Raw genomic sequence first — 24,481 nt, 5'->3', positions numbered from 1 at the left:
AGAAAAGCGAACGTTAAAGCCAACAATTTTACGCTAATGATCATTAACGTTCGAAACATTTTGAAAAAAACCTGACCTGACCTTGACTCCATTTTATCCAGGATTTGGACTTGTATTTCCGATAACAACCCTTCCCATTACGGTATTGATGCCATCAATTAGTTCTTGTGGCATTGAAGCGGCAAAATCGAATTGCATTTCAGGATAACTAGTCACGAAAATGTTTTTATCTCTGACAAATCTGTGGGTAAGCCTTGTGAATTCAGGATAGTATCTGGCTGTATTTGATTCCTCAATGTTTATTATTATACTATCTATCTTTTTCCTAGCGTTCCTATACCGCAAATATGCCAATGCCTCAGCCATATCCTCAGCGTTTAAGATCAACCACAGGTGTAGCATTATACTTGAAACAAGCATAATTAACTGTATCGTAATTCTAAAGGTCAGAAAACCGAATAGTGATCCGTCAATGTCTGGATTGTATCCTTGAAAATGGAAATAGACAGCCAAAATGGAGAAGCCAACTAACACCGGCAGAATGAAATACTGAAGTTTTCTGGAAATCCGTGATGGTTTATCTGCATCTCGTGAGTATAAAATTGAAAAATAACTTACAGCAACCTCTAGAATTATCAGAATCGCCGGAATCAAAAATTTCCATACTTCAGACCAACCGAATTGATCGCAAAGAATGATCAATGCTTCATAAAGAAGAAAGAAGTCTATAAAGAAGCTGAGGATCAAAATTATCAATCTGAAATTCATACGAATATTTTCACGATTGTCTAATAATATTTCATTGTATTCTGGATTACTTTTGTCCAGTTCATCCATACTCTCTTTGAGTTTAGCTACCTCTTCTTTTCTGGATTTGCAGAAGAGAAACAGATTCAATAAATCTTTTACGAGATTCTGAATTTCCTTTATTGCTTTATGAGCATCGAGTCTACTTGTTTTCATTTTAAGTATTTTAATTGATTAAGGAATTAATGTATATTTAATCGCTTGTTCCGGCGACTGTAATTTTTTTGAAATGATTGCATCAACTGATGTAGGAATATCTCTCCCCGCGTTTATCAAAATCACTTCGGCTTTGTTGCGTAGCTTTTTTATCTTTCTGTGATAGGTATCCTGACCGTCTGAATATAGCAGAAGAAAATTCTTGCTGGAACTGAAATCCGGAAACTCAAATACCTTATCAGCGATATCAATTGCTGTTTTAAGATCAGTTTGTCCAGAGAGATTAGTTCTGTATACGTTTAAAACGGTTTCAGCCCTCTTACAAAAATCTTCAATTTTAGTGCGTCGATCTTGGTAGTACTGAATGCTATCTACTTTATACTTTTTCAAAGCAGACTCAAACCGTTCCTTCTCCTTTCTTCTTTCGACAACATTTAGGTTTCTTAAATCCTGAAGTGTGGGTTTGAAAAAGTCTAGTTTTGCCATGGAGACTGCAATAAGTTTTTCTGCTGATAAATTGTCGATAATTCCAAAGGACAATTGAATGTCCCTGTTTACGTCATCAAAATATGGCATGAATATTCCGGTGGAGATTATTTCAATACCATTGTCTTTTATACTTCCGCTTGCGTCTTGATAGAAGGTGACGGAGATTGCCGAATAACTATTTGTAGATGCATCCACAAATGTTTCTACTTTTACATTAGCTTGTATACGTTGCTCGTTCCAACTTTGAACTGCATACGAAACAATGCCTAAGAATAATGAGGTAAGGATTAAATTTTTCATGCAGAAATTTTTATTAATTTAAACTTATAATTAATGAGTTGCCTCATAGGTAATGTAATTCGAGACTCTACTAATGAGTGTTGGCACAAAGGAATAGAATCAAAAAAGCCCTTATATTTTATTAGTTTTTTCATCGACGCAAGAGTTTACGCCGGTTATCCACAATTGCCGTGGTTGATACTTCTCATAAAGAGGTATATAATACCTCTGAATGGGTTATCATTGACCTCTTCTTTGAATCCGAGACTTGTTTAGGGTGATCGGAGACAATATCAGAGGCCGGCACGGCAAAGCAGTGGCCGGCTTCTTTTTTTATTTTTTAAATAATGGAACTACTGCCATAATTACAAATTTGACCAAGACAATTTACACTTTGAGCATAGGCCTCAAGCTTGTTTCCTTTTGGGTTGTTCGTCTTATTTGCTTCGTTTGAAATTGAGCGGGTCTACATTCAAGATGCATCAAAGATTAAATCCGCTGCCAGCATTTTGATACATAACTGTAATTTGAGAATTTGAAATCAAAATTGAAGTATTAGATTTGATACTTAAGCTTTGAGAAACAAGCACTTAAATTACCTTGTTTGGCTGCATTACTATAAATAGTAATATTTAGTTAGAAAAATTGTAATTCGAAAATTTGCTAAATCTACGATTTAAATGTGTTTGTTGTAAAATAAAAAACCACTGAGATAAAGCCTCAGTGGTTAAATGATTTAATTAAAAAACTTAAAGCTTTACCAACTTTTCTGTTCTCAATTCTTTGCCATTTTCGTGAATTAAGATGTGATATTCTCCTGAACTTAAAAATCCAGCATCGAATATATTGCTTCCTTGATAAAGCCTTTGAGTGAGTAACTCTTTGCCAAGATTATTAAATAAATGTAGAATCATTTTTTCTGGATTGTAGTCAAGTACATTAACTACAAAATAATTTTTGCAAGGATTTGGCCACATTTGAATATCTAGAATGATAGATTCATCTTTGGTTGATACTACATTGCCGATTTTAATAGTCCGCAATAAAGTATCACTACCATTTGAATTCTTTACAATCAAGGTAACATCATACACTCCATTTCCAGAAAATCTATGGTTGGGATTTTTTTTCATACTCTCATTTGAATCACTTTTTGGATCTCCAAAGTCCCAACTCCATTGTGTCACTTCATAAGCACTTAAATCGGTGAATTCAAAATTCAAGTAATCCGAAGTATCCTGATCATATCTCCAGTGGCACCAAGGGATATTGTCAATCCCCAAAGTATCACAGAAACTTCCATCAATAGGTCCTAATCTATAATTATGATAAGAGGGCAATGCGGTTTTCATTGTGATTGTAGTCAAAGAATGCGGCCTAAAATCGCAGTTTTTACCTTTAAAGTTCGGTTTGTTTATGACATCAATGGACCTGCAAGAACTAGCAAAGCCAGATCCATAGATTCTACCATCCGGTGCCTGTTGCAACATTCCGAACCAAGTAGACCAATAAACATCTGGAGGAATAACCAATTCAGTATAGCCATCATAACCTGCAATAGACTCTTTCCCTGTTAATTTATTATCAACTATAGAGTACTGATACAAACTGTCAGCAGTGACAACATAAAAAAGTTTGTTATCCGGTGAAAATGAGCACCCGGTTGCCCAGGTCTCATCATGATAGGGGTACTTGATATAGTTAAGATTATCAAGGATTCCTGAACAACGATCAAATGTGAAGAAGTAAATATTGTTGAAACGGGTTTGTAAGTAATCATCAGAAGTGGCGGTGGCTAAATACTTTCCGTCGTTGGAAAAGAAAGTTTGGCCTACTCCACCTCCAACTTTCCGTCCAGGAAAGGTCTGCTTGCTTACGAATTGAACACCGGTATTTGAAAGCAAGAATACATAATAGCTTATTTGATTATCTTCGGATACAAGCACCCACCAATCTCTTCCATTTGCATGTTTTACAGCGGTCAAACATGCTGAATCTAATGAGTCTTTAACTAAAGATATCCTTTTCTGTGTCATTATCCCAGTTGGGTACTGTTTGTTAAACTCTACCACCGAATATAACAGATTACTAACAATACCATAATCATTTAGGAATATATCCTCTTTATGAAATAGGATAAACTTGTCATAAAATCCGGGATAAGGCAGAATTAAAACTCCTTGCGGTGTAGATTCACCGTCGTCTGGATAACTATAATTTCCAGCTAATAAATCTGAATTCTTTAAAAGCTGATCTAAAGAATCTTCGATATAAGCCCCATTACAAGAAAACAAATACCTTCCGTAAACATCACTAATGCTTGTACAGGCTATATGAAAATCAATTTTTTTGTTTCCATTGTAAGACATAAGCGGGTTACCGTCAGGTGTATCAAAGTCAATCTTAGTTATCCCCCAAGCAGTATCAAAAGGATTGTCGCGGGTGCTATATCCAAGCAGCCAATTGAAATCGTGCTTTTGGGAGAAACTTGAAAGGTGAGAAATGCTAAATAATAGCAATAACAGGGTATGCTTTTTCATATTAACGAATTTAATAAGTTAAAAAATGTGATTTAAATCACCTTAATTCCTAAGTCCACTTAAGGATCAAAGTGATTCAAATCATGGCTTACTAAATCCATTTTTTTGCAAGGAGTATTAGACTTCACATTCATTTTAAACTATTTTGTGGAATTAGGCAAATATTGTTCTGTGGATGCTAGAATTATGGCATAAACTCCAAAGAATATAATGAAAATTATCTTTTCGTTTAAAAACATAAAAACTATATTGAAACGAGTTTATTTATTGAAAAGCAACCAAGATTTAAATCTTTAAAAAAATAAAATGGGTTGTCTTGGTAATAATTGCGATTCTGCATGTTATAATGTACACTCATGTCTGATATTCAATTTATTAAAAATGTAATTTTTCCTAAATTGACAATCAGTGAACTGCCTACGCTTATCACTTTTCGTTTGTTTGAAGCCATAAATTTATAAAATTTCTTATAAAAATTGAACATAAAGCTAAGCCACCAAAATGATTTCAGTGGCTTAGCTTATGCTGAAATGGGGGTTAGTGTTTGATTACTACTATTCTTTGAATGTAGAGAATTTCATTATCGTGTTCCACAACACCAATAAAAACTCCAGGTTGTAATTCGTCCATCGGAATTTCAACAACAGAAGCGGCAGGACGATAAATATGTTGCTTGTAGACGGATTTTCCGTTTAAATTATATATATGAAGATCAATAGATTCATATTTATCAATTGATTTAATCTGCAATCTAAGTTTATCGTATGCTGGAACAGGATAAATAACAAATCCATTATTTGAAAATAGACTTTTCTTTGCCGCTCTTAAACTCATGTAATCCTCAACGCAACCTGAATCATCCCATAAGACATCATCTACCATTTGATATAAGGCTCTAGCTTTATGGACGATGCTTCCTCCTTCTCTAGGGCATTGTTCTGCAACACTAAACAATTGAGCCATTTGGGCACTATCAAGTATATAGTCGTCCTCCATTAATTGTGCTAAAAAAATGTCATTCACAATTTGTTCATTTGTATCAATAATATTAACGGGGTCAATAAGGCTATTAAGATAAATAATATCCTCTTTATCTTCTAATATTCTGGCTTTGTAAATTGAAAATATCCCTTGCAAATGGGCGGTAAGTGTATCTATAAGCCCGAATATCGTATCTCTTCCTAATATAACAGCAGTGCTATCAGTTGCGTTAGCCGCCAAATAAAATAAACTGTCAAGTCTTCGAATAGAATCTTGGAGTCCTGACATGCCAAGTGTTATAGTCTGTATTGAATCAGATTCTTCTTCAGTAAAAAAAAGAAGTGTATCTATTTCTAATTCAACTTCATAAAATTCTGCAATTGTGCTACTTTGAGTTGCAGAATAAAAGCTATCAACATAGCTATTTTGACTGTGTGAACCTTCGTCAATCCACATTCGCTCATACAAGTTTCTCCTAGATTCATAATCCAGAGCGAATCCAAAGCTGCCAACGCCCATCTGACCTCTAGCGGTATACTCATCACCTTCATCTATATCAGCAAAATTATCATCGGTGTCAGGTAAAAATATTAAATCACAAATATTATCGGCTCCGCAATCTTCCGGATACCCATCATCTAATCTAAACCATAAAGTAGAAGAAGAGCTACAGCTTTGACTTGGATAAATTGATGGGGGCCAATATGGTGTTGTACAATTATGAACTTTGAATTGAGATTTAACAATGAGCTCGGTCGTTCCACCTTGATTTATTGCCGCACCAGTTGTACTTGAAGCACTTGGAAAATCTCCATACCATTTATTTCCTTTGTGGCTTTGAACACCAAGATTAGTAGATTCGGATAGAAATAATCCACCTGATAAAGCTCTTATTTCATTATGGCCATACCCTTCTGATCGTTTACAATCACCAAAAAAAGTATATCCATAATCTGTTCCATAGGTTTCATTACAGCAATATCTATTATTATTCGACATTTCTGTCACGAAACCGGTAATTAACTCAAATTCTTCATCAGCAGTGACTACATTACTCAAGAAATGTGAATGAGGACTGGCAGCACAAGCAATGCCAACACCTCTTATTTCCGATTCTGAATCATCATTTATACTAACAGCATTATATGCAGTATTCACTCTTTTACAACTATTTATATTAATACCAACACAATTTGAGTGAAGGTTAATGTCATTATTACTTACATAAGGGTTGCCCCCTACGCCATTTAATAAAATGCCTATCGCTTGAAAACCAGATGTGGGTTCAGTACCGAAGGTGAATATCGTATTGGAGATAATACTTGGGCTCGCTAACAATTCTGGTTTATTTATAACAATACCTCTATTCCTAAAGTAATAAATATCGTTTGCCGTAATTATTGCCGAATTTGTACAACTTTCATCATAAATTCCGGCTTCGATTTCACTTATTGTATTATTGGAAACGCGCATAAGCCAAGATCGCAATGAACTTATCCCTGAATAAGGAGTATTCTCTATGGTATTATTAACAGCAATTAAGCTTGACTTATCCCTAACATAAATACCAACACCATCTCCAGTTGCAGATACGTACCCCCGATTTGTTAGGTAAGGAATCAAGTCTGAAATTTCAGTATTATAACATTGCAGATTGGAACTTTTCCCAATAATACCAACACGCATGTGTTTTATAATATTAGCTTGATTCAAGGGATTTGAGTTGCTTCCAATTTTCGCATTTGCTGCGTTTATTTCAAATCCTGCATAGGCTTTTCCACTTGAACCAGGAGACATACCACTATAATCGGATAATCTTAATGAGCCTGGACCATTGGTGCAATCAAATAAATTATCGTAAATGTTAAAGTTGAGATTATGCATTGTCCCGCCAACAGATGGAACATACACTCCAACATAATTATGGAGAATTGAATTATCATTTATAAAAATTCTTGCGGCACCAGTTGCTTTTACTGCGTATTGTGCATCTTGTATTGTTGTGCCAGTCATGATAAGAGTTCCTCCTGAAGTAATATTTAACCCTCTCCACAAATTATCGCATCCGTAGATACCACCATTTGAAGTTACATTTCTAATTGTTAATGTTTTACCACTTGGAACCCTTATTTCTGCTCCGGATTCCATCTCAAACCTTCCTCCCAGAATAACAAAATCAGAAGTTAAGTAAATATATCCTTTGACAACGTAACAACCAGATGTAATTGGACTTGAAACATAATTGGTAATTGGTCTTGGTGTTGATCCTCCATCTCCAATTGTTGCAGTGATGCTTCCTCCACATGTGCAACTTGCATACAAACTATGTAGCGAAATACTACTTAGTAAAATAATTAGAAGCAACGGATAAATTTGTATTCTACCTGTTTGTAATTTTTTGGAATCCATTTGAGACTCACATAAATTCGATGAATTACTTTTACGCATAATATATTATTTAAAATGGTGAATAATCAATTTAAAATACAACCACTACTTGTTTAGCATTCAATCCAGATTAATAATTAAATCCTATACAAATTGAACCTGAGCGAGGAAGATGGCAACAGGGTCAAAACTATCCAGGGAATTTTATTATTACATAATGATTATTAGTAATTAACATAGGCTAGAATTAGTAAAAATAAATTTAGAAAATTCGTTTATCTGGATTATTTTTAGGAAATTTTACTATAAGTAGTATTATTAAAATACGATTATTGGTATTTTTAAACAGAATCATCATCAAATGTATTTGAATAATGAAACAAATTCAATTCAGGCTGATATTTGTAATTGATAATTTATTTAATAACCTTTTTCAATTTCAAACCTATGCCAGACTCTTTTAGCCCTACAACGGGCAGTTTTATTACTTTAGCTTTAGGCGAGACTATGGTCGCTGACTGGATTACTTTACAAAGCAATATGAGCCTTTCAATTAATGAAGCAAATCCGAAAGCTTCAGCCTTTGGTTCTGAGCGAATTCAAGAAATACTTGATCAAACAGGTTGTGTAGGTATCCGGATATATAATGGATATTATGATTCTAAGCGTCGTTTCGTGCTTGTTGGTGTGGATGAAGACGGAAATGACATGACGAGTGGTCGGATTCTCGATTACTCTACTCCCTGTCCTCCATATTGCGCTCCTTCAACTTCATTAGGTTGAATTTTATATCCACAATATCGATAATTTCAACAGTTGCGATTGCACTTTATAGTGCTTCAAATTTTAAAAGATACAATCAATACAAATGGATTGTGATTTATTGTTTTATAAATGCAACTGTTGAAATTGTCTCATTAATACTTGCATTAAGTGGAATCCATAATTTTCTAATGTACTATGTACTAATTTTTTCCGAAATATTTGCAATAATTCTGTTTTTTTATTCCACTTCCATGTTCTTTTCCAAAATGAGAAAATTGTATTTTTTTGCTTTTATATATTCAGTATTAAGTTTGTTGCTCTTTAAGTTTACATCTTTCTCTCATTTTAACCCGTATTCAGGAATTTTTGAAGGTTTCGTTGTATTCATTTGTTGTTTATTATTCTTAGCCAATGAAATCAAAAATCCAAAGGTTACTAATATTGTTGAAGTACCTGTTTTTTGGTTTGTTTCTGCATTCCTGATATATTATGGCTGCTCCTGGTTAATATTGTTGGGAACTCAACTCTTTACAGTTAAACAAGAACTATTCATTTATATTTGGGATGGTCACAATATTTTAAACATTATAAAGAATATTTTGATAACTATTGGTATATTATGGATTCGATAGGCCCAGAAGATTTTATTATTATTAGCACAATCCTGCTGTTTATTTTCATTTCCGGGTTAATTATTTTCATAGCTATATTTCAAAATCGAGCTATCAATAAACAAAAGAATCTGGAAAAAATACTTTCTGAAGCAATAATTAAATCACAGGAAAACGAACGAAAAAACATTGGAGAAGAATTGCATGAGGACATTGCTCCTGTTTTGGTAAGTGCATTGATAAATCTAAACAGTTTATACAATAAGCCAAAAGGTATATTGGAATCAAATGTTGTGAATGCTATTCATGATGTTGAATTAGCAATAAATAAATTACGTTCCATTTCTCATAAATTGCATCCGGTGGCTATTGAAAATTTTGGACTTCTTTTTGGTTTAAGTGATTTTTCTAATTTAATAAATAAAACTAAAAATGTGAATTTCACGATCCAGCACAATGTAGGAGAATTGAATTTAAATTCCTTCAAGCAATTAATCATTTATAGAATAATTCAGGAGCTAACTATAAATGCTATTAAGCACGGATCAGCCAAAAATATTCAATTAAATATTAAAAATGACGATATAGATTTACGCATTAATTTAAGTAATGATGGAAAGTTATTTGATGCCCAAGCATACAGTGATGGACTCAAAAGCGCGGATTCTTTAGGTTTGAAAATTGTCCAACAAAAGATAAATTTGCTGAATGGATCAATTTCTTTTGGCTTTAAGCTAAATACTAATTTTCAAGAAATATTAATTCAAATCCCTTTGCATTAAACAATGTTTATGAATGATACTGACCCTATCAAAATAGCAGTTGTAGATGATCATCATATTTTTCGTGCTTCATTTGTAAGATTATTGGGTGATTATCCGGATCTGAAAGTAATATTTGAAGCCAGCGATGGCAATGAATTACTTGATAAACTTGAAACAAATTCGGTAGATGTCATAATTCTCGATTTAAACATGCCACCACCAAATGGAATTGAGACAACAAAATTAATTAGGAAAAAAGATACAAAGGTCAGAATCCTCATTTTAACCATGTATGGAGAGTCAAGTTTTGTGGTCAAATCTTTCGAAGCTAAAGTGAATGGATATTTGGTCAAGACTGCTAAACCAGAAGAAGTACATTTGGCTATAACAACTGTATTAAGAGAGGGTGTATATTCGTCTGATTTTGTTAAGGATGCACTTCTTAAAAATGTAATTTATAAAAATCATATTAACCCATTAGAAGAAGAACCGGTAGTTGAATTCACCGGAAATGAATTGCAAGTACTTCGACTTATTTCACTAGGCAAAACATCGAAGCAAATAAGTAAAGAAATATATAAAAGTAAAGACACAATTGATAAATATAGAATAGCTTTGCTAAGAAAAACTAATTCCCATAATACTGCGGAGCTTCTTATGTATTGTACCAAGCATAATATTCTCCTTTGAGTTTATCAAAATTCAGAATTGCAAAATTACTATTTATAGTAATCGGAAAATGCTAAAAATAATTAATCAATATCATTTATTTCCGATACTTTTGTGGTAAGCGAGTATTTCATTTTAGAAATTATATGTGTTTTTAGGTTAAACTATTTTATTACTCTAGCTTTATCTAATGCCAAAAGAAATTAATTATTATGAAGTTTTAATAAGTCCTTTGACCTCTATTATAAGTGAGATTGGAAAGGATATTGCTGAAGCACAGCAGGCACTGGATTCTCATTCACTAGAATTACAAAAAAGTATTGAAACAAGCATCCTGAATAAAGAGTTGCAGAATTTAGGATATCAAGCAACATGGTACCAAATACCCGAAGTCCAAGTTGAACTCAAAATGGCAGTATATTACGAAGAAAATGAAATAACAGAAACAAATAAAAGGAAATTATTTTTTACTCCATTTAATGCTAAATATCAAAATAGTTATAATTATAAATCAGAGGGAACCAGTTCAATCAAAATTAGAATTGTCCCAGTTCCGCAACCATTTTCATTGGAAAAATTCAATAAAGTATAATGTGGCCGTTTAACTTGAATTCTAAGCGCATTTTTAAGTTGGAATCCAATCTTGAATTAATTGAGGAAAAAATAAAATTGATTGATCAAAAAATAAATTTATTTAATGTAAACCAAGAAATTCAATTTACTGAAAACGGAGCTATGGGTCAAAGGAATAAAAAATCAATTGAAGATATAGCTAGATATTTTAAAGAAGCACTAATTAATGCAAACAATGAGTCAATCAAGTTTGCAGAAGAGGAAAATTTAACAAGATTCGAGATTGAAGATTTTGATGTCGAAATAAAGGGTGGTATTTCGTTAGAATCCGAGAGACTTTTCTTTACTCAACTTAATCCTTCTGAATTAAACCCACAAAGTGTAAGCACAATCAAATTCTCAATTAAACCAATTATAAAAACTAAAATTGATGAATTTCTCTAATTAAAACATATTATTATGCCAAACAACGTTGGACAAGAATTATTAAATGTACCTTTTCCGGAAATGGTACAAAAGTTAGCCTTAGGTATCGCCGATGCTCAAACTAAGTTGGATTTGAATAGTACTAAAGTGGCAAAATTTATGGCGGACACCAAAATTAAATTACCAAGTATAGCTGATCCGTCACAAGAAGTAGAATTCGCATTAATTGCTTTGGGTTTTTTCCCAGGATACTATCAATTTGCAGAATCTATTATTGAAGTAAAAATGGCCATTACAATGGCCACTTCTACCGAAGCTAAAATTGGTGTATCCGCTAGTGGAGGATTCGGACCGTTTACTGCATCTGTAAATGCATCTTATTCTAGTAAATATGACTATAAAGTGGAAGGTTCAAGCCTCCTTCGAGTAAGGTTGGTTCCTGTACCTCCTCCTGCTATGTTGCAAGAATATATGGAAGCTTTAATTAAAAAAATGTCCGCACCGCTTGAGGCTGAAAAAGACAATCAATTATAAATATTTGTGTGGATTGGAAGTCATGACAACCTACAAAATTTCACAGCCTTTGAATCCGCAGTTCATCCGCATCCTGCATTAGAGAAGGCGTTATGCTAATTTGCAATGAAAGGTATGATATACAATTTCTCTTAAAAGAATAATTAAAATATAAACCTGTTTATATTTATAAACAATCTTGAAATTAGAAATTTTCACTTCGCTATAAAATCTTTTAACTTACAAAAAATTAAATAAATGCCAATTTATAGAATTTCGGGAGTTTGGAAAAATTCTAGCAATGTCATTACACATTATGCATTTCATACCGTTGGGCAAACCACAAGCAGAGCAACTAAAATATCAAAACCACAAGCGATTGCTCTTTTAGAAACTTCCGGAAATAGTGCTACCACATGGGTATGGAATTATAATACTGCTGGGTGGAGTATCGGAGAAAATGTCCAGGTTGTAAATGGGTTCAATGGTAAATACTTAAGATCTAATCCTGACAACCAACGAACAGATAATTTAGCTCATCTTATCGATTTTGATTGGATATCACCTTAGTTTTTAATTATCCTATCTAAAAATCAATTACTCTAATTCATTAGACGAAATCAAGCTCATTAAATTAAATGTTGTGAGTATTAATTTAATATTTATGCATGCGAAGTTTAACAATAAAAAATCTTATTGAATTCAGAAGAAAGTCTGCTCGAAGTAAAAAGAATTTCGTGACCAGCCTAAAGGTTGATAAGGTGAAATTAGCTTCAGAAGGAGGTGGGGATTATTGGATTAGTTGCCTGAGTGCAATTAGCAATAGTTATAAGTTAAACGACTTAGAAGCTATCAAAGACAAAATTGATGAATTGAAGGCAAAAATGAATAAGACTGACTCTTCTAGAATCAAAACAATGTATAGTAGAAATATTGAAATTTTATCGGCGTATCAGGATTTTGACCTAAAAAAATGGAGAGCAGCTAAAAAAGTGGTCTTTCAAAAGAAGCATAAAGAAAATTGTGTTTTAATAATCAGAGGACTTCAAATACAAATTACTCCTCATCATGTTTTTACAATTCAAGGTAATGACAAAACAGAAGTAGGGGCAATATGGTTCATTGCCAAATTGAATGGTTTTCGAATCGAGGAATTAGCAATGTTCTCGGACCTATTATATAGATACCTTAAGCTACATTTCTCACAACAAAATGTACTCAATCCAAAGTATTGTATTGCAGTAGACGTATTTAAGAAATGTCAAGTAAATTACTTGCAAATTGAAAGGAAGGAAATACCATCCATTGTAAATTCAACTTTAAATGAAATAAGAAAATTAATGTAAAGATATACACAGATTAAAGCACATTATAAATACTATCAAAGGAGCAATTAGTTACGTCCAAAAATTAAATAACTTATTGGTTAGATTTTAATTACGTTTTTCCAATCGATGGAGAATAGGAATTCAATTGCATCAACATTTTTATGATGCAAGATATTTGCGATGATATTTTATTGAAGGCTTCAAAATTCAAATCAAATAAAAAAAGGTATTTTATTTTTTTGGGTGACAGTCCCTTTGCCAATATAGATTTTTTAGGTAATGGAACAAGTGGTAGTCACATTGTGATGATTGACTTTGGATTTTCAAATGTTTATGGGAGATTTAGTGCAATTAGATTTTAGATGGAATATCGGCATCGCGATAGCTTTTTTGTAGTTAATATTCTGGTAACACGAAAGAATTAATCAAAAAAAAATCCCTGTTTTTACAGGGATTGTGCAATAGATGTTTTTAGAATGGAAGGTGTTATTAGCCTTCAAACTGTTTCCGGTTTAAAATATATTCAACCGCTTTTTGAGCCTGTGAAGCTACTTTAAAGATAAATCGATTATCTTCCTTTAGTACTCTCAACCAATCATTTAAATAAGATGCACTTCTTTGCATTAGGGTATCATTATCAATTTGTGCTATTGAGCATAAATAAGAGCTTCCAAGCTCGGCAATGAGTTCCTCGGTGCTATAAACCTCGCTTCCAAAAGTTTCAGAACTAACAATTCCTTCTCTATTGAGTCTTGATTTATGTCCGGTCGAATGAGCTAACTCATGAAATAAGCAAGCATAATATGCGAAACTTGATTGGAATTGCTCCATCTGAGGCATATTAATATAGTCCTTAGAAGGTAAGTAATAAGCATGGTTAGAGTCGATAGATTTAATCTCCGGTCTGTTAGGCATGTTCTTGACGATATCTTCGCAGGTTTCGATTTTTTCATTTGGACTTAATTCTAAGTCTTGCATTTCAACTGAGATTCCTTCCGAATCTTCAATATTGAAGACAGGGTAATATTTGATTAGCCGTGAGACTTCTACCTTCATTTTGTTTTTAATCATCTCATTGGCTTCAATTTCACTCAGTCTATGACCTTCCAGATCTTTATATACCATATTAAAGTAAATGACCTTCTCCGCTTTAGCTCCTAATTTTAAAACACCGCCTAATTCCTTAACCTGCTTATAAGTCAGAAAGTAAGGAATTCTATGCCCTGAAAAATTCATCAAGATGTAATTGATACCTTTATATATATGACCAGAAACATAGTTTCTAGCCAAGCCATAGGAATTCCAAGGTTTATGCCAAGGGGCTACTCCGGAGTCTAACATTTTTATAATTTTATTCGTCACTTCCTGATATAGATCTATCTTCGGAATCGGAGAACCAATGACAGCTTCTTCACTGTTATTATTTTTCATTGCAATAAATTTTGAAGGTGAATGATGAATTATAGCTTTCCTTCATCTGCGAAGGAATAAAATCCGGTATGTGGTGTAAGAATGATATGATCAATTAGTTGAATGTCATGGAATTTTCCAATCTCTTTCAACTTTCTGGTCAACTCAATATCCTGTGTACTCGGTTTACAAGACCCAGAAGGATGGTTGTGTCCGGCAATAATTCCTACAGCAAGACCTTTCAATGCAGTGGCAAATAAAATCCGTGGATCAGCTACAGTTCCAGTCAATCCGCCACGACTTAGTCGTAATATGCCTTTTACATAATTAGCTCGGTTAAGAAACAGCACATTGAATTCCTCGACCAATTCCATATCATCACCCCAATTAATCCTGAATAATTTTTCTGCATCCGAAGAATTATTAATTTTTGGATGATTATCAATTGGTAAATTGGATTGATACTTAACCTTTACTTCTGCTACTTGCAAAAGTGGAGGTATTTGGCTCTCGCCATTTAAATTTTTCATAATTACTGGTTTAAATTGTTAAAGAATATTTCTGAACCAGTGTATTAAGAATTGAATTGAATACCAAGACGGTACATTTTGCCAGATCGGCTAATAACATATATAAAATTGCAGTTAATACTATTTATGGTCAGGGTTTTTACTGATAAGGTATCAGGGTAAACCCTGAATTTTTATACTAAATAAAAAATTTAACATAAAATATTTTGTGAAAATATCGTTTGTGTATTATATTGCATTGTTTTGAATTAATAGTATTTTAGCATATAGGACACATAGAGCATACTGAAATATAGAAACTATATTAATGAAACTTTATTCTAATGTTTTTAGTACAATAAAGTGTTAGTAAATTTATAAATTAACAATGAGTAATTCATAAAATATAAAAGAGAATGCAATTTGTCATCAAGTCATTAACTATTTTCTAACATTTTAAAACTTTCAATATGAAACGTTTAATAATTTTATTAATTTCAAGTCATATAAATTTTTGTGTAATTTATGGTCAACATGATTGTGCAATGCCAAATGTAGGCGCTACATTAAATAATGAATTTTCTGGAATTGATTTTTTTAGCGAAAATATTTGCGAACCTATAATTTTGAAATGTAATTTTGTTATAATTAGAAGAGATAATGGTTCAGGCGGTTTTTCTTCAACAAGTTCTTTGTGGACAGATTGGGAAAATGCTATGAATTCGCATTTAGCAAATATAGTTGACCCGGAAAATTGTTCTAGTGGTTATCCATTGGACGCAAAAATTCGAGTTAAATTTAATGTTCACACTATAGATAATACTTTAGCTTGGGATTGGTATGGAGAGACAAACAGGGATAATTATCAAGGACATCCTAATTCTTATATATGTCCAAGAGTTGGTCAACTTTGGGCAGATTTGGAAAATGCAATGGAAGACTTTGAGTCTGCACATTTTGGGGAGCTGAATTTTTTCTTTGTCGAAAATGGAGAATTAATTGATTTATTAGAAACTCATATAGCTAATGGAACTAGACCACAATCTAAATATATTGACCGATTTGAACAGATTGGTAATGGTATTGCAACAGGGTGCTCTATCCTTTCCAAAGCCTATAATAGTACTGCAAATGAAAATTCTTATATAATAGCTAACAGATACTCTGATTATTTAATTAGGAAGCATTTTCATGATATATGGTGGCCATCCCTTGCTAATGAATCACCTGAAACTGTTTGGGGATGGTCTTTTCAATTAAATACTTTGATGTTTTTACATGAGTTAGGTCATAATATTATGAATTTTTATCATGATAATTCATGTAAACAATTAATGTCAACAGATTGGCAACGCTCAAATCACATTCCAAAAGTTAGATTAAACGACATTCATAAAAATTTAGCAACCAAAGACTTGCATAATGCTGTTGATTGCAGTTCCTTAACTGATGGCAGTTGTGGCATAATAGTGAAGAGCAATACCGAAATTTCTACCCCAATAAGTGTATATGGAAACTTGATTATTCAAGATGGGGTAACTTTAATTATTAATTCTGATGTGTTTTTAAGTGAACACTCTCATATAATAGTACGGCCTCAAGCTAAATTGATAGTAAATGGAGGGAAATTAACGAATGGGTGCGGTGATTTTTGGCAAGGGGTAGTTGTATACGGTGGTAATACTGATTTTGATGTCAAGTTTATGAACAATGCCGTAATAGAAAATACAGCTGTCGCAGCAGTTTCAATGTTTGCACCTGAATCAATTCCAATCATCTGGGGTTATGGCAATGGCATATTGCACGCTGAAAATACAACCTTCAACAATGTGAGAAGAATAGTTGAATTAATGTCCTGGACTCCACTCCCAAACTCATCTTATATTAGAAATTGTACACAAAATGGTGGAAGATGGAGTATAACTAATTGGAATTGCCAAGGAGTAGAGATAAAAGATTGCATTTTTAATAATATTACAGATCATTGTATTGTTTCAGCATCTGGATCGTTTCTGATTGAAAACAATACTTTTAACAGTGGGATGAATGATATTCTTTTCAATAATGCATCTGCAGGTATTGCTTCGATTATTAAAGGTAACACTTTTAAAGGCTCCAATGTCGGTTACAATGCGAGAGGGACCACATTTGCACAAAATATTATTGTTAATAATAGGTTTCAGACTTCTTGGCTTGATGTATTAAACGATGGACATAATAATTTTGATTTAATGAGGAATGAAATAACTGGTCTATTTGGTGCAGCAAGTTTTGCCAATGGGATTGGTGTAGCAGATGTTGATTTTAATCAATTCAACACTAACTTAATGGCTCTTACAGTAATTGATCAAAATCCAGATTTTAATTTCTTTGAGAATTGTTTTAACAGTTCATATAGTGATGTTTTTATCAACGGCACAGTTTCGGGAATAATTTTATCCGGATTCATTGGACCAGCAAATAATTGCTTTACTCATGATGGAAGTGCCTCTTCAGGCATTCCTTCAATTACTGGTAATCCTAATCCTTTTTATTATATTGAGCCACCTGGAACAGATGTAGATTGCAGAGATGCTATTTTGGCACATCCAAACGTAAATCGTTTTCAGTTTGGTCCTTCCAATTTACCTGAGCCTAACTGTGGATTAGGTCTCACTCCAATAATTAATGGTAATGACATATCTGCCTGTAATTCGGGAAATTCTTATAGTACGTTACCTGAGCTAATTAATAATCTTATGATGACTATTACATTAGTTCAGCAAAATACTAATTTAAATAGTTTGGAAAAACAAATTCAATTATCTGGCTTAAATAAGTGTCTTAAAAAAGCTAAGGATCAATATTTTCAAGACCTAATAAAACTTAAAGAATTTGTAGGAGCTAGAAATATTTTTGCAATGGAACAAACAGATGATGCAAGAATAAAAGTCTTTAGCTCATATATATTTGAAAATAATCTTTCAGGAGCATATAATTACTTGAGCCAATATAATCCCGTTGATGAAGCAATGCAAGACTTTAAGACAATTCAATATATTAACTTAGCTAGATTACCACTTGGGCCTTTTTATGAACCAAGTAATGAGGAAATTAATACCGTTCAAATTATCGCTAACAAAAATCATTTTACTTCAGCATATGCTAAAGCACTGCTTTATGACTTGACAGGTGAGGTTGTCAGTTCGGAATTACCAGAAGAGATAACCAATGGTATTTCGCCAAGATCAATTAAAAGTGGTAAGACCACTCCTAGACTAAGTTATAGCCCAAATCCTTTTAGCAATGAATTGATAGTTGAAATTAAAGGAGTATCTTCAGGCCACTTTTATATCAAAGATTTAATGAACAATGAAGTATTTTACTCAAAGGCAGAATTAGGAAGATATTTAATAAATACTTCAAATTGGAAAGCGGGTTTTTATTTTATTCAACTTTTCGCAGACAATAAGATTCTCATTACTGAATTAGTAATTCTATTGAAATGATACCTTTTAACTTCTTTTATAATTCAATGAAATACTTATTGACTGTGCTGCTATTTTATATGCAAAGTCAAACTAGTTTAAGTCAATCATATTATTCAAAAATATTTAATTTGAATAGTAGCATTTTTGGTTCTGAGTTTAGTGATTTTATAGTTCAGGATAATAATTTAATTATTTATACCGGAATATATTGCGAAAATGGAAATACTTATTATCCATGTGGTAAAATATTGAGACTTGATTTTGGTGCTAATCTTCTTATGGAGAGATTTCTTGATTCCTTAAGTATTTCGGATAACTTTAATGCATTTTCAAGAAGTAATAAAAATTTTTACGTAAGTTCAAATCCAGTATTTGTTGGGGAAAATTCAATATGGCTTTACAAACTGAACACTGTTTTTAAAACTGAAAATTTTAGAATTGATAGTATATATTCAAAAGATAAATTTATAAACAGAGGAATATATTTTATAAATGACAATTTATTTACTTGTGATGTAATTTATTCCAATTTAAATCCAAATTTACCAACACTGGAATTATCAAAAAGAGATACATGTACATTGCAGAAACTATGGACTAGAAGTTACTATTTAGGTAATTTTGCGATCAATGCACATGATCTTCAATTAACCAGTGATAGTTATTTATCTTTTATCATGTCTTCACATCCAGGCGCAGGAGTTTCTTCTATAGAGCCAATGATAAAGATATTAAAGATAGATTGGGAGGGAAATGTAGTAGATTCTTTTCAATTTGAAGATGATGGAAAAAATTATATAAGCTTACTAGCCAGTAGCTCTGGTAATTATTATTTTAGCTCACAAAGACACCCAGCTAAACCTAAATTTACAGTGGGATCAATCAATAAACTAAACAAAGATTTAGAACTTGAATGGAGTTTAGAATTACCTAATAATCAACTTAAAGATGGTAGAATCTATAGAATTGCCCGAATCACGGAATGTAAGAATGGTGATATATTAGTAACTGGACGCGTTTGGGATAATTCCGATGGCAAGATTCTTGGAGCAGATATTTCTTCAGTCTATAATGGTTTTTTAGGCAGAATTAAGAGCGATGGAATTGTGGATTGGATAAGGATTTTTAAATTGCCACAAGAGTTAATTGATAAAGAAATATATGGGCAATTCCGTCCATCAATTCTTGAAAAAGCAATAGAATTATCTAATGGCGATATTGTAGCTTGTGGTGAAGTTTATTATAATAATCATCAAATTTCGGCAATTGATATACTTAAAGTTCAAACAAATCAACTATGGATTATTAAAGTAAACTCATCAGGATGCCTCCCGGAATATATATGTGATACAATTATAAGAATTAGGCCTACCACTCAGGTTAAAACACAAGAATTTAATATTGGTACTGAATGGATATTTGAGACGGATTATTCTATTGGAGGTGGTCATTCCTCAGTACAATATATTACTAAAAAAATACTTGATACAAATAATACCAACGGGAAGAAAATATATTATTTGAGTAGTGGAGATTCAATGTATGTAGAAAATGATAGGATGTTCTTTTGGAACAATATGCTAAACTCATACGAAATGCATTATCAATTTAACTCTACATCTGATTACGATATTAAATATTGGGATTTCTCTAGAAATAGTGTCCAAATTGCTAAAGTAAAAGTGGATTCTATTTATAATACAGTATTAAATAGAGATACCATTACAACTCAATTATTACGAGTGTCAAATAATGGATCCTTTGCCTCTGATTTAATAATTCCAGTTTATAAAAATATAGGAGCATCAAAATACGATGTAAAACTTTATTTGGGATTTGGTCTATTTGATCCTAATCCTATCGTAACCAAATTGCGATGTTTTAAATCAGATAGTATTGAATATAATTTCCAGAGTTATCCATGTGATAGTACTTGGTTTATCACTAATACAGGCAACTTCGAAGCTAAAGAAATAGAAATTCAACCTAACCCAACATCAGGAAAAATAAAAGTTCATGGAATAAGTCCAAATGCAACTTATATTTTATTTAACATACAAGGTCAAATTATAAGCGCAGGGAATTGTACTGATGGTGAAATTTATATTCCTTTAATAGGTGTCTTTATATTAAAGATTCAAATTGATGATGGTTACTTTTTTAGAAAAATTATTAGATTATAAAAAGCGAATTAATATGTTTTATTATCTATTATAAATGAATGCACAAAACGGCTTATTCGGCTTCAAATCAATCATAAGCTTAAAGTAAATCTTTTAATTCGAAAGAATGATATTTTTAATCATTTAGATAAAACCAGGTTAACCCTAGAGAAAATGCATCAAAAATCGCCATATTCCTGTCCTCGCTCATCCATAGCTTTCTTGCTCGTGGTCGCTTAGGTTCAAGCTCAGTAAATTCATTAAGAAGAAATTGAGCAATCTCATACTTCGTTGTTTTTCCAAAGCCTTCAAAAACATCCCGGATTTGATCACGAGTGTATTGCACAACAGGAAGCTTTTCCGATTCTGCGTAAGCAATAATTTTAGTGATTAGCTTTCGAGTACGCCTGCCTACTCTGGAAGATTTACCATCCGGATCAAGTGAAATAACAAGAGTTGGTCGGAAATAATTGAAACATTTTTTAATTCTTTCCAATACCTTTCGATTGCTTATGGGATTGATTCGGACTGCTCCAAAATCAATTAACTTTCTCGCATTTTCCATATACACAAATCCAAATCCATTGGCATTTGGATAAATGGCACAGATGATATTCATTTTTTTTGCTGGTGTTTTCATATCGTTTTTATATTTTTTAATCTAATAATGGCTTGCTCAAGGAATTTAATTTTAGAGGTGTTCTTTAATGTTATTTGATCTTCTTTTTCTAATTCTCTAATTCGTTCTTTTATCCGTTCGATTAATCTGGGCAACATAACTTGAGATTCCAGTATAAAGAAGTGTTCCATAGGAGTATCAAAAATGTAATGATAAACAAGTAGAATTTCTTTCGTGGGTTCTCTTTGGCCTTTCTCATATCTGGAAATACTTGAGACATCTTGCAGTCCGGAAATGGAAAGCATGTCCTCTTGTTGCAGAGGTGATCGCTTGCGATATACTTTTAAATAATTTGGGATATTTGACATAAATAAAAAATGGGCACCAGGAATAATAATCCTGATGCCCTAAGTATATTTTTAATTATCGACCATTCGTAGACAGCATTATTTGCCAAATTGGCAAAAATTTTCGCCCACGATCCATGTTTAGTGAAAACACTTTCAGATTTTAAGCATCCATTTATGAAAATTTCATTTTGATGATAAATAAATCGATATAATAGACACCTTCGCACCCATTGGAGCCCACAATCAGCGAAAATTGAAGGGTATCGCAGATTGCAAACCAACGGTGCAAAGGCACCGTCAATAAATGCGCGTATTCCATTTAAAATTATTGTAATAATCTAAATAGAGATGATTGCTTTTTCCCGATCTGTTTTTATAGAGTTTTGCTTGGTATTCCTTGCGTTAATTATAACAATTCTATATCGAATGTGCACTATTAAAACCTAAATAGCGATTGATACTTTGATTGCTTAATTACTTCATCAATAGTTCCTGTTGTATTTTGCCGTATTGGCAAACTGCTTCCTTTTGTCATATTTTCTTTTGAATACTTTCTTTTGTTATATGCACTTTTGTGCACTAGTCCAGTATCATTTTGTGCATTAGGTGATGTCGTAAAGTGCTTTGGATTTAGTGAATAGAACAAAACAGATTGTCCACGTCTTTCCAAAGAATTTTGAAGTAAGTTGTGCTTTGCGTCATATATGATAATCAAAGCCTTATCTGATAGCATTTTAAGCGTTTTAGATATGATTCTCTTTGATAGTCCAGTCTTAAGTCTAAACTGACTTTGAGTGATTCGGTCTTTTACTTTCCGTTTTCCGGTAAGTTTATCAATCCATCCATTAGTCTGTCGAATGATTACAAGCAGAATCTTTAATTCGGATTCTGTTAGATTGGGCAGGTGAGTGTCCAAGAGTATATTTGGTACTTGTGTGTGTTTAAATATCATAGTTGTTCATCTAAGTTATTTTCTAAGTCATCTTTTTGAATTTTTATTTCACAATACTTAAAAATCAAATCCAGCAGTCCTTGCATTCTTTCTCGAAGTGCCGGATCAGCTAACATTTCTCTTGGCAAACTATTAGAATTTAAATATTCTGGTAAATAGCCTTGATTTATGTTAGGATTATCAAATGTGCATGTTGAAGTATTATCAGTATCATGAGAATCCCGTTCACAAAAACATATTGCCAATTCGGCAAGTTTTGACCGAGGGATTTCCCGATTAAGCTCACCTGATAAAAAGTTCGGTCGATTTGCTATCTCATAGTAGGGAGATTGCATTGTGATCATTAGGTTTTTTCCTTGAAGTGTTAAGTCCGAGGTGATGAATTTCAGAATTTTTCTTTTTTCCTCGTTAGTTGCTATTATAAGTGATTTTCTCAGGTCTTTTAGGAGTCCGAGGAAATTTTTAGCCTTTTTAAAAATTGCTTCTTTCTGGCTTTCCAGTTGACCTTCCTTATTTCTTAATTCCTGTTGTTCAATCATTACTTGTCCTTTTTTATCTTCAAACTGTTCCTTATCAATTACACTTTCTAAATAGGCATCTGTAAGTCGTTCTAATTTCAAGGCTAATTTTTTACCCTGCATTTTCAAAGACTCTTCTAAACCTTTTTGTGTTTCAGTCCAGTTAACTTGTGCTTGTATCAATAGCTCATTCAAAACTTCATTTTCAATCGGATAAAATTCTATTTTTTGAAGAGTTTTATGTATCAATTCATGAATCAATTCTTCACGAATAGACTTTGTTGGGCAATCTTTTGTCTGACAACGATAATATGTGTGTTTTTTTCTTGTTTCCGCGATAAGTGAATATTTACATTCAGCACATTTTATTCGACGTCTGAATACAAAATCATGTTTAATTATTCGAGTATTTGTTTTGCCTTTTAGGATATTCTGAACTTCCATAAACAATCTTGGCGAAATGAGTGGTTCATGTTTCCCCTGAAATGATTTTCCTTTTATTTTCATAACCCCAGTATAAAATGGATTATGAAGAATCACTGCCATTCCGGTTAAATGAATAAAATTACCTCGTGAGTTTCTTAATCCTAGTTTACGCATAGTCTCAGTCAAAGATTCTAAATTATATTTACCACTTGCATATAACTCAAAAGCTTTTTTAATTAAAGGTCCGCGTATTTTGTCAATTAATTTTATTTGCCCACCTCCAGTATTGATGTAGCCAATGGGAGCATAGAATGGATAAAGACCCTGCTTTAATCGGCCGTATAAGCCTTTAATAGCCTCTTCACGAAGATTTCTGATGTAATCGGTAGCTAAGGCGACAAGCATGTCCGCAGTAAGTCTTCCTGCTCGGGTATTCATATCCAGACTTTCATGTGCAAAATGCAGTTCCGATCCGGAAGCAATTAAATCATCGATGGATGCCCAATCTCTGTAATTGCGAGTACCTCGATCAATTTTATGAAATATTACTCCGTTGGCTTTTCTTTCTTTCAATAGCTTCATCATATTGTTAAATAGCGGTCTGCCTTGTTTGGCCGCTGTTTCCTGTTCTTCGAACCATTCGATAATATTCAATGAGTGTCTTTCCGCATATCTAATGATCGCTTCCTTCTGTTCTTGAAGCGATACCCCTGAACCTTGTTTGACGGTTGATACCCGTATATATCCATAAACATTTGTCATAATTACATTTTTAT

General features: G+C 32.7%; 22 protein-coding genes. 11 read left to right on the top strand and 11 right to left on the bottom strand.

What is annotated here, in order from left to right; genetic code table 11:
* Positions 1-93: 93 nt before the first annotated feature.
* The 4 genes from IPJ80_10445 to IPJ80_10430 form a co-directional block, all read right to left on the bottom strand.
* The gene (locus IPJ80_10445; GenBank protein ID MBK7913904.1) at positions 94-963 is read right to left on the bottom strand and encodes a hypothetical protein; all 870 of its coding nucleotides are present in this window, start codon (positions 961-963) and stop codon (positions 94-96) included.
* Positions 964-981: 18 nt separating this feature from the next.
* On the bottom strand, positions 982-1,752 hold the full coding sequence (locus tag IPJ80_10440; GenBank protein MBK7913903.1) for a hypothetical protein: 771 nt from the start codon (positions 1,750-1,752) through the stop codon (positions 982-984).
* Positions 1,753-2,480: 728 nt separating this feature from the next.
* On the bottom strand, positions 2,481-4,271 hold the full coding sequence (locus tag IPJ80_10435; protein MBK7913902.1) for a PKD domain-containing protein: 1,791 nt from the start codon (positions 4,269-4,271) through the stop codon (positions 2,481-2,483).
* Positions 4,272-4,808: 537 nt separating this feature from the next.
* The gene (locus IPJ80_10430; protein MBK7913901.1) at positions 4,809-7,700 is read right to left on the bottom strand and encodes a right-handed parallel beta-helix repeat-containing protein; all 2,892 of its coding nucleotides are present in this window, start codon (positions 7,698-7,700) and stop codon (positions 4,809-4,811) included.
* Positions 7,701-8,180: 480 nt separating this feature from the next.
* Between IPJ80_10430 and IPJ80_10425 the strand changes: the two genes are divergently transcribed.
* The 9 genes from IPJ80_10425 to IPJ80_10385 all read left to right on the top strand — a co-directional run bounded on the left by IPJ80_10425 (position 8,181) and on the right by IPJ80_10385 (position 13,651).
* Positions 8,181-8,423 carry a hypothetical protein gene (locus IPJ80_10425; protein ID MBK7913900.1) on the top strand — a complete coding sequence of 81 codons (243 nt, stop codon included), beginning with the start codon at positions 8,181-8,183 and terminating at the stop codon, positions 8,421-8,423.
* An 871-nt stretch (positions 8,424-9,294) separates the two neighbouring features.
* Entirely contained in the window at positions 9,295-9,798 is a 504-nt protein-coding gene (locus IPJ80_10420) for a hypothetical protein (protein ID MBK7913899.1), read from the top strand.
* Positions 9,799-9,807: 9 nt separating this feature from the next.
* Entirely contained in the window at positions 9,808-10,470 is a 663-nt protein-coding gene (locus IPJ80_10415) for a response regulator transcription factor (GenBank protein ID MBK7913898.1), read from the top strand.
* 169 nt (positions 10,471-10,639) lie between these two features.
* Positions 10,640-11,041: a hypothetical protein gene (locus IPJ80_10410; protein ID MBK7913897.1), complete on the top strand. Its 402-nt coding sequence runs from the start codon at positions 10,640-10,642 to the stop codon at positions 11,039-11,041.
* Entirely contained in the window at positions 11,041-11,466 is a 426-nt protein-coding gene (locus IPJ80_10405; GenBank protein ID MBK7913896.1) for a hypothetical protein, read from the top strand. Before IPJ80_10410 ends, IPJ80_10405 begins: the two co-directional genes overlap by 1 nt.
* 15 nt (positions 11,467-11,481) lie before the next feature.
* Positions 11,482-11,982 (top strand): hypothetical protein, encoded by a 501-nt coding sequence (locus IPJ80_10400; protein MBK7913895.1) that lies wholly within the window; start codon positions 11,482-11,484, stop codon positions 11,980-11,982.
* A gap of 237 nt (positions 11,983-12,219) precedes the next feature.
* Positions 12,220-12,531, top strand: coding sequence for a DUF3892 domain-containing protein (locus IPJ80_10395; GenBank protein ID MBK7913894.1), 312 nt, complete (start codon positions 12,220-12,222; stop codon positions 12,529-12,531).
* 98 nt (positions 12,532-12,629) lie between these two features.
* The gene (locus IPJ80_10390) at positions 12,630-13,307 is read left to right on the top strand and encodes a hypothetical protein (GenBank protein MBK7913893.1); all 678 of its coding nucleotides are present in this window, start codon (positions 12,630-12,632) and stop codon (positions 13,305-13,307) included.
* 143 nt (positions 13,308-13,450) lie between these two features.
* Positions 13,451-13,651, top strand: a complete 201-nt coding sequence (locus tag IPJ80_10385) for a hypothetical protein (protein ID MBK7913892.1) — start codon at positions 13,451-13,453, stop codon at positions 13,649-13,651.
* A gap of 127 nt (positions 13,652-13,778) precedes the next feature.
* Here the strand turns inward: IPJ80_10385 and IPJ80_10380 are convergent, their stop codons facing one another.
* Positions 13,779-14,720, bottom strand: coding sequence for a DUF1738 domain-containing protein (locus tag IPJ80_10380; protein MBK7913891.1), 942 nt, complete (start codon positions 14,718-14,720; stop codon positions 13,779-13,781).
* 29 nt (positions 14,721-14,749) lie between these two features.
* Entirely contained in the window at positions 14,750-15,229 is a 480-nt protein-coding gene (locus IPJ80_10375; protein MBK7913890.1) for a JAB domain-containing protein, read from the bottom strand.
* Positions 15,230-15,678: 449 nt separating this feature from the next.
* On the opposite strand from IPJ80_10375, the gene IPJ80_10370 reads away from it, so the two are divergent.
* On the top strand, positions 15,679-18,696 hold the full coding sequence (locus IPJ80_10370; protein ID MBK7913889.1) for a hypothetical protein: 3,018 nt from the start codon (positions 15,679-15,681) through the stop codon (positions 18,694-18,696).
* A 110-nt stretch (positions 18,697-18,806) separates the two neighbouring features.
* Positions 18,807-20,861: a T9SS type A sorting domain-containing protein gene (locus tag IPJ80_10365; GenBank protein ID MBK7913888.1), complete on the top strand. Its 2,055-nt coding sequence runs from the start codon at positions 18,807-18,809 to the stop codon at positions 20,859-20,861.
* A 115-nt stretch (positions 20,862-20,976) separates the two neighbouring features.
* On the opposite strand, the gene IPJ80_10360 is transcribed toward IPJ80_10365, so the two are convergent.
* The 5 genes from IPJ80_10360 to IPJ80_10340 form a co-directional block, all read right to left on the bottom strand.
* Positions 20,977-21,480, bottom strand: coding sequence for a hypothetical protein (locus IPJ80_10360; GenBank protein ID MBK7913887.1), 504 nt, complete (start codon positions 21,478-21,480; stop codon positions 20,977-20,979).
* Positions 21,477-21,827, bottom strand: coding sequence for a helix-turn-helix transcriptional regulator (locus tag IPJ80_10355; GenBank protein MBK7913886.1), 351 nt, complete (start codon positions 21,825-21,827; stop codon positions 21,477-21,479). Before IPJ80_10355 ends, IPJ80_10360 begins: the two co-directional genes overlap by 4 nt.
* Before the next feature lie 154 nt (positions 21,828-21,981).
* Complete coding sequence (locus IPJ80_10350; GenBank protein MBK7913885.1) at positions 21,982-22,128, bottom strand: hypothetical protein; 147 nt, start codon at positions 22,126-22,128, stop codon at positions 21,982-21,984.
* A gap of 117 nt (positions 22,129-22,245) precedes the next feature.
* Entirely contained in the window at positions 22,246-22,761 is a 516-nt protein-coding gene (locus IPJ80_10345; GenBank protein ID MBK7913884.1) for a hypothetical protein, read from the bottom strand.
* Complete coding sequence (locus IPJ80_10340; GenBank protein ID MBK7913883.1) at positions 22,758-24,467, bottom strand: recombinase family protein; 1,710 nt, start codon at positions 24,465-24,467, stop codon at positions 22,758-22,760. Before IPJ80_10340 ends, IPJ80_10345 begins: the two co-directional genes overlap by 4 nt.
* Between the last annotated feature and the right edge of the window lie 14 nt (positions 24,468-24,481).

It is taken from the genome of Saprospiraceae bacterium (assembly GCA_016714025.1).
Taxonomy (GTDB): domain Bacteria; phylum Bacteroidota; class Bacteroidia; order Chitinophagales; family Saprospiraceae; genus Vicinibacter.
The sequence above is the reverse complement of the archived record's forward strand: the minus strand, read 5'-3'. Positions and strand labels throughout refer to the sequence as shown.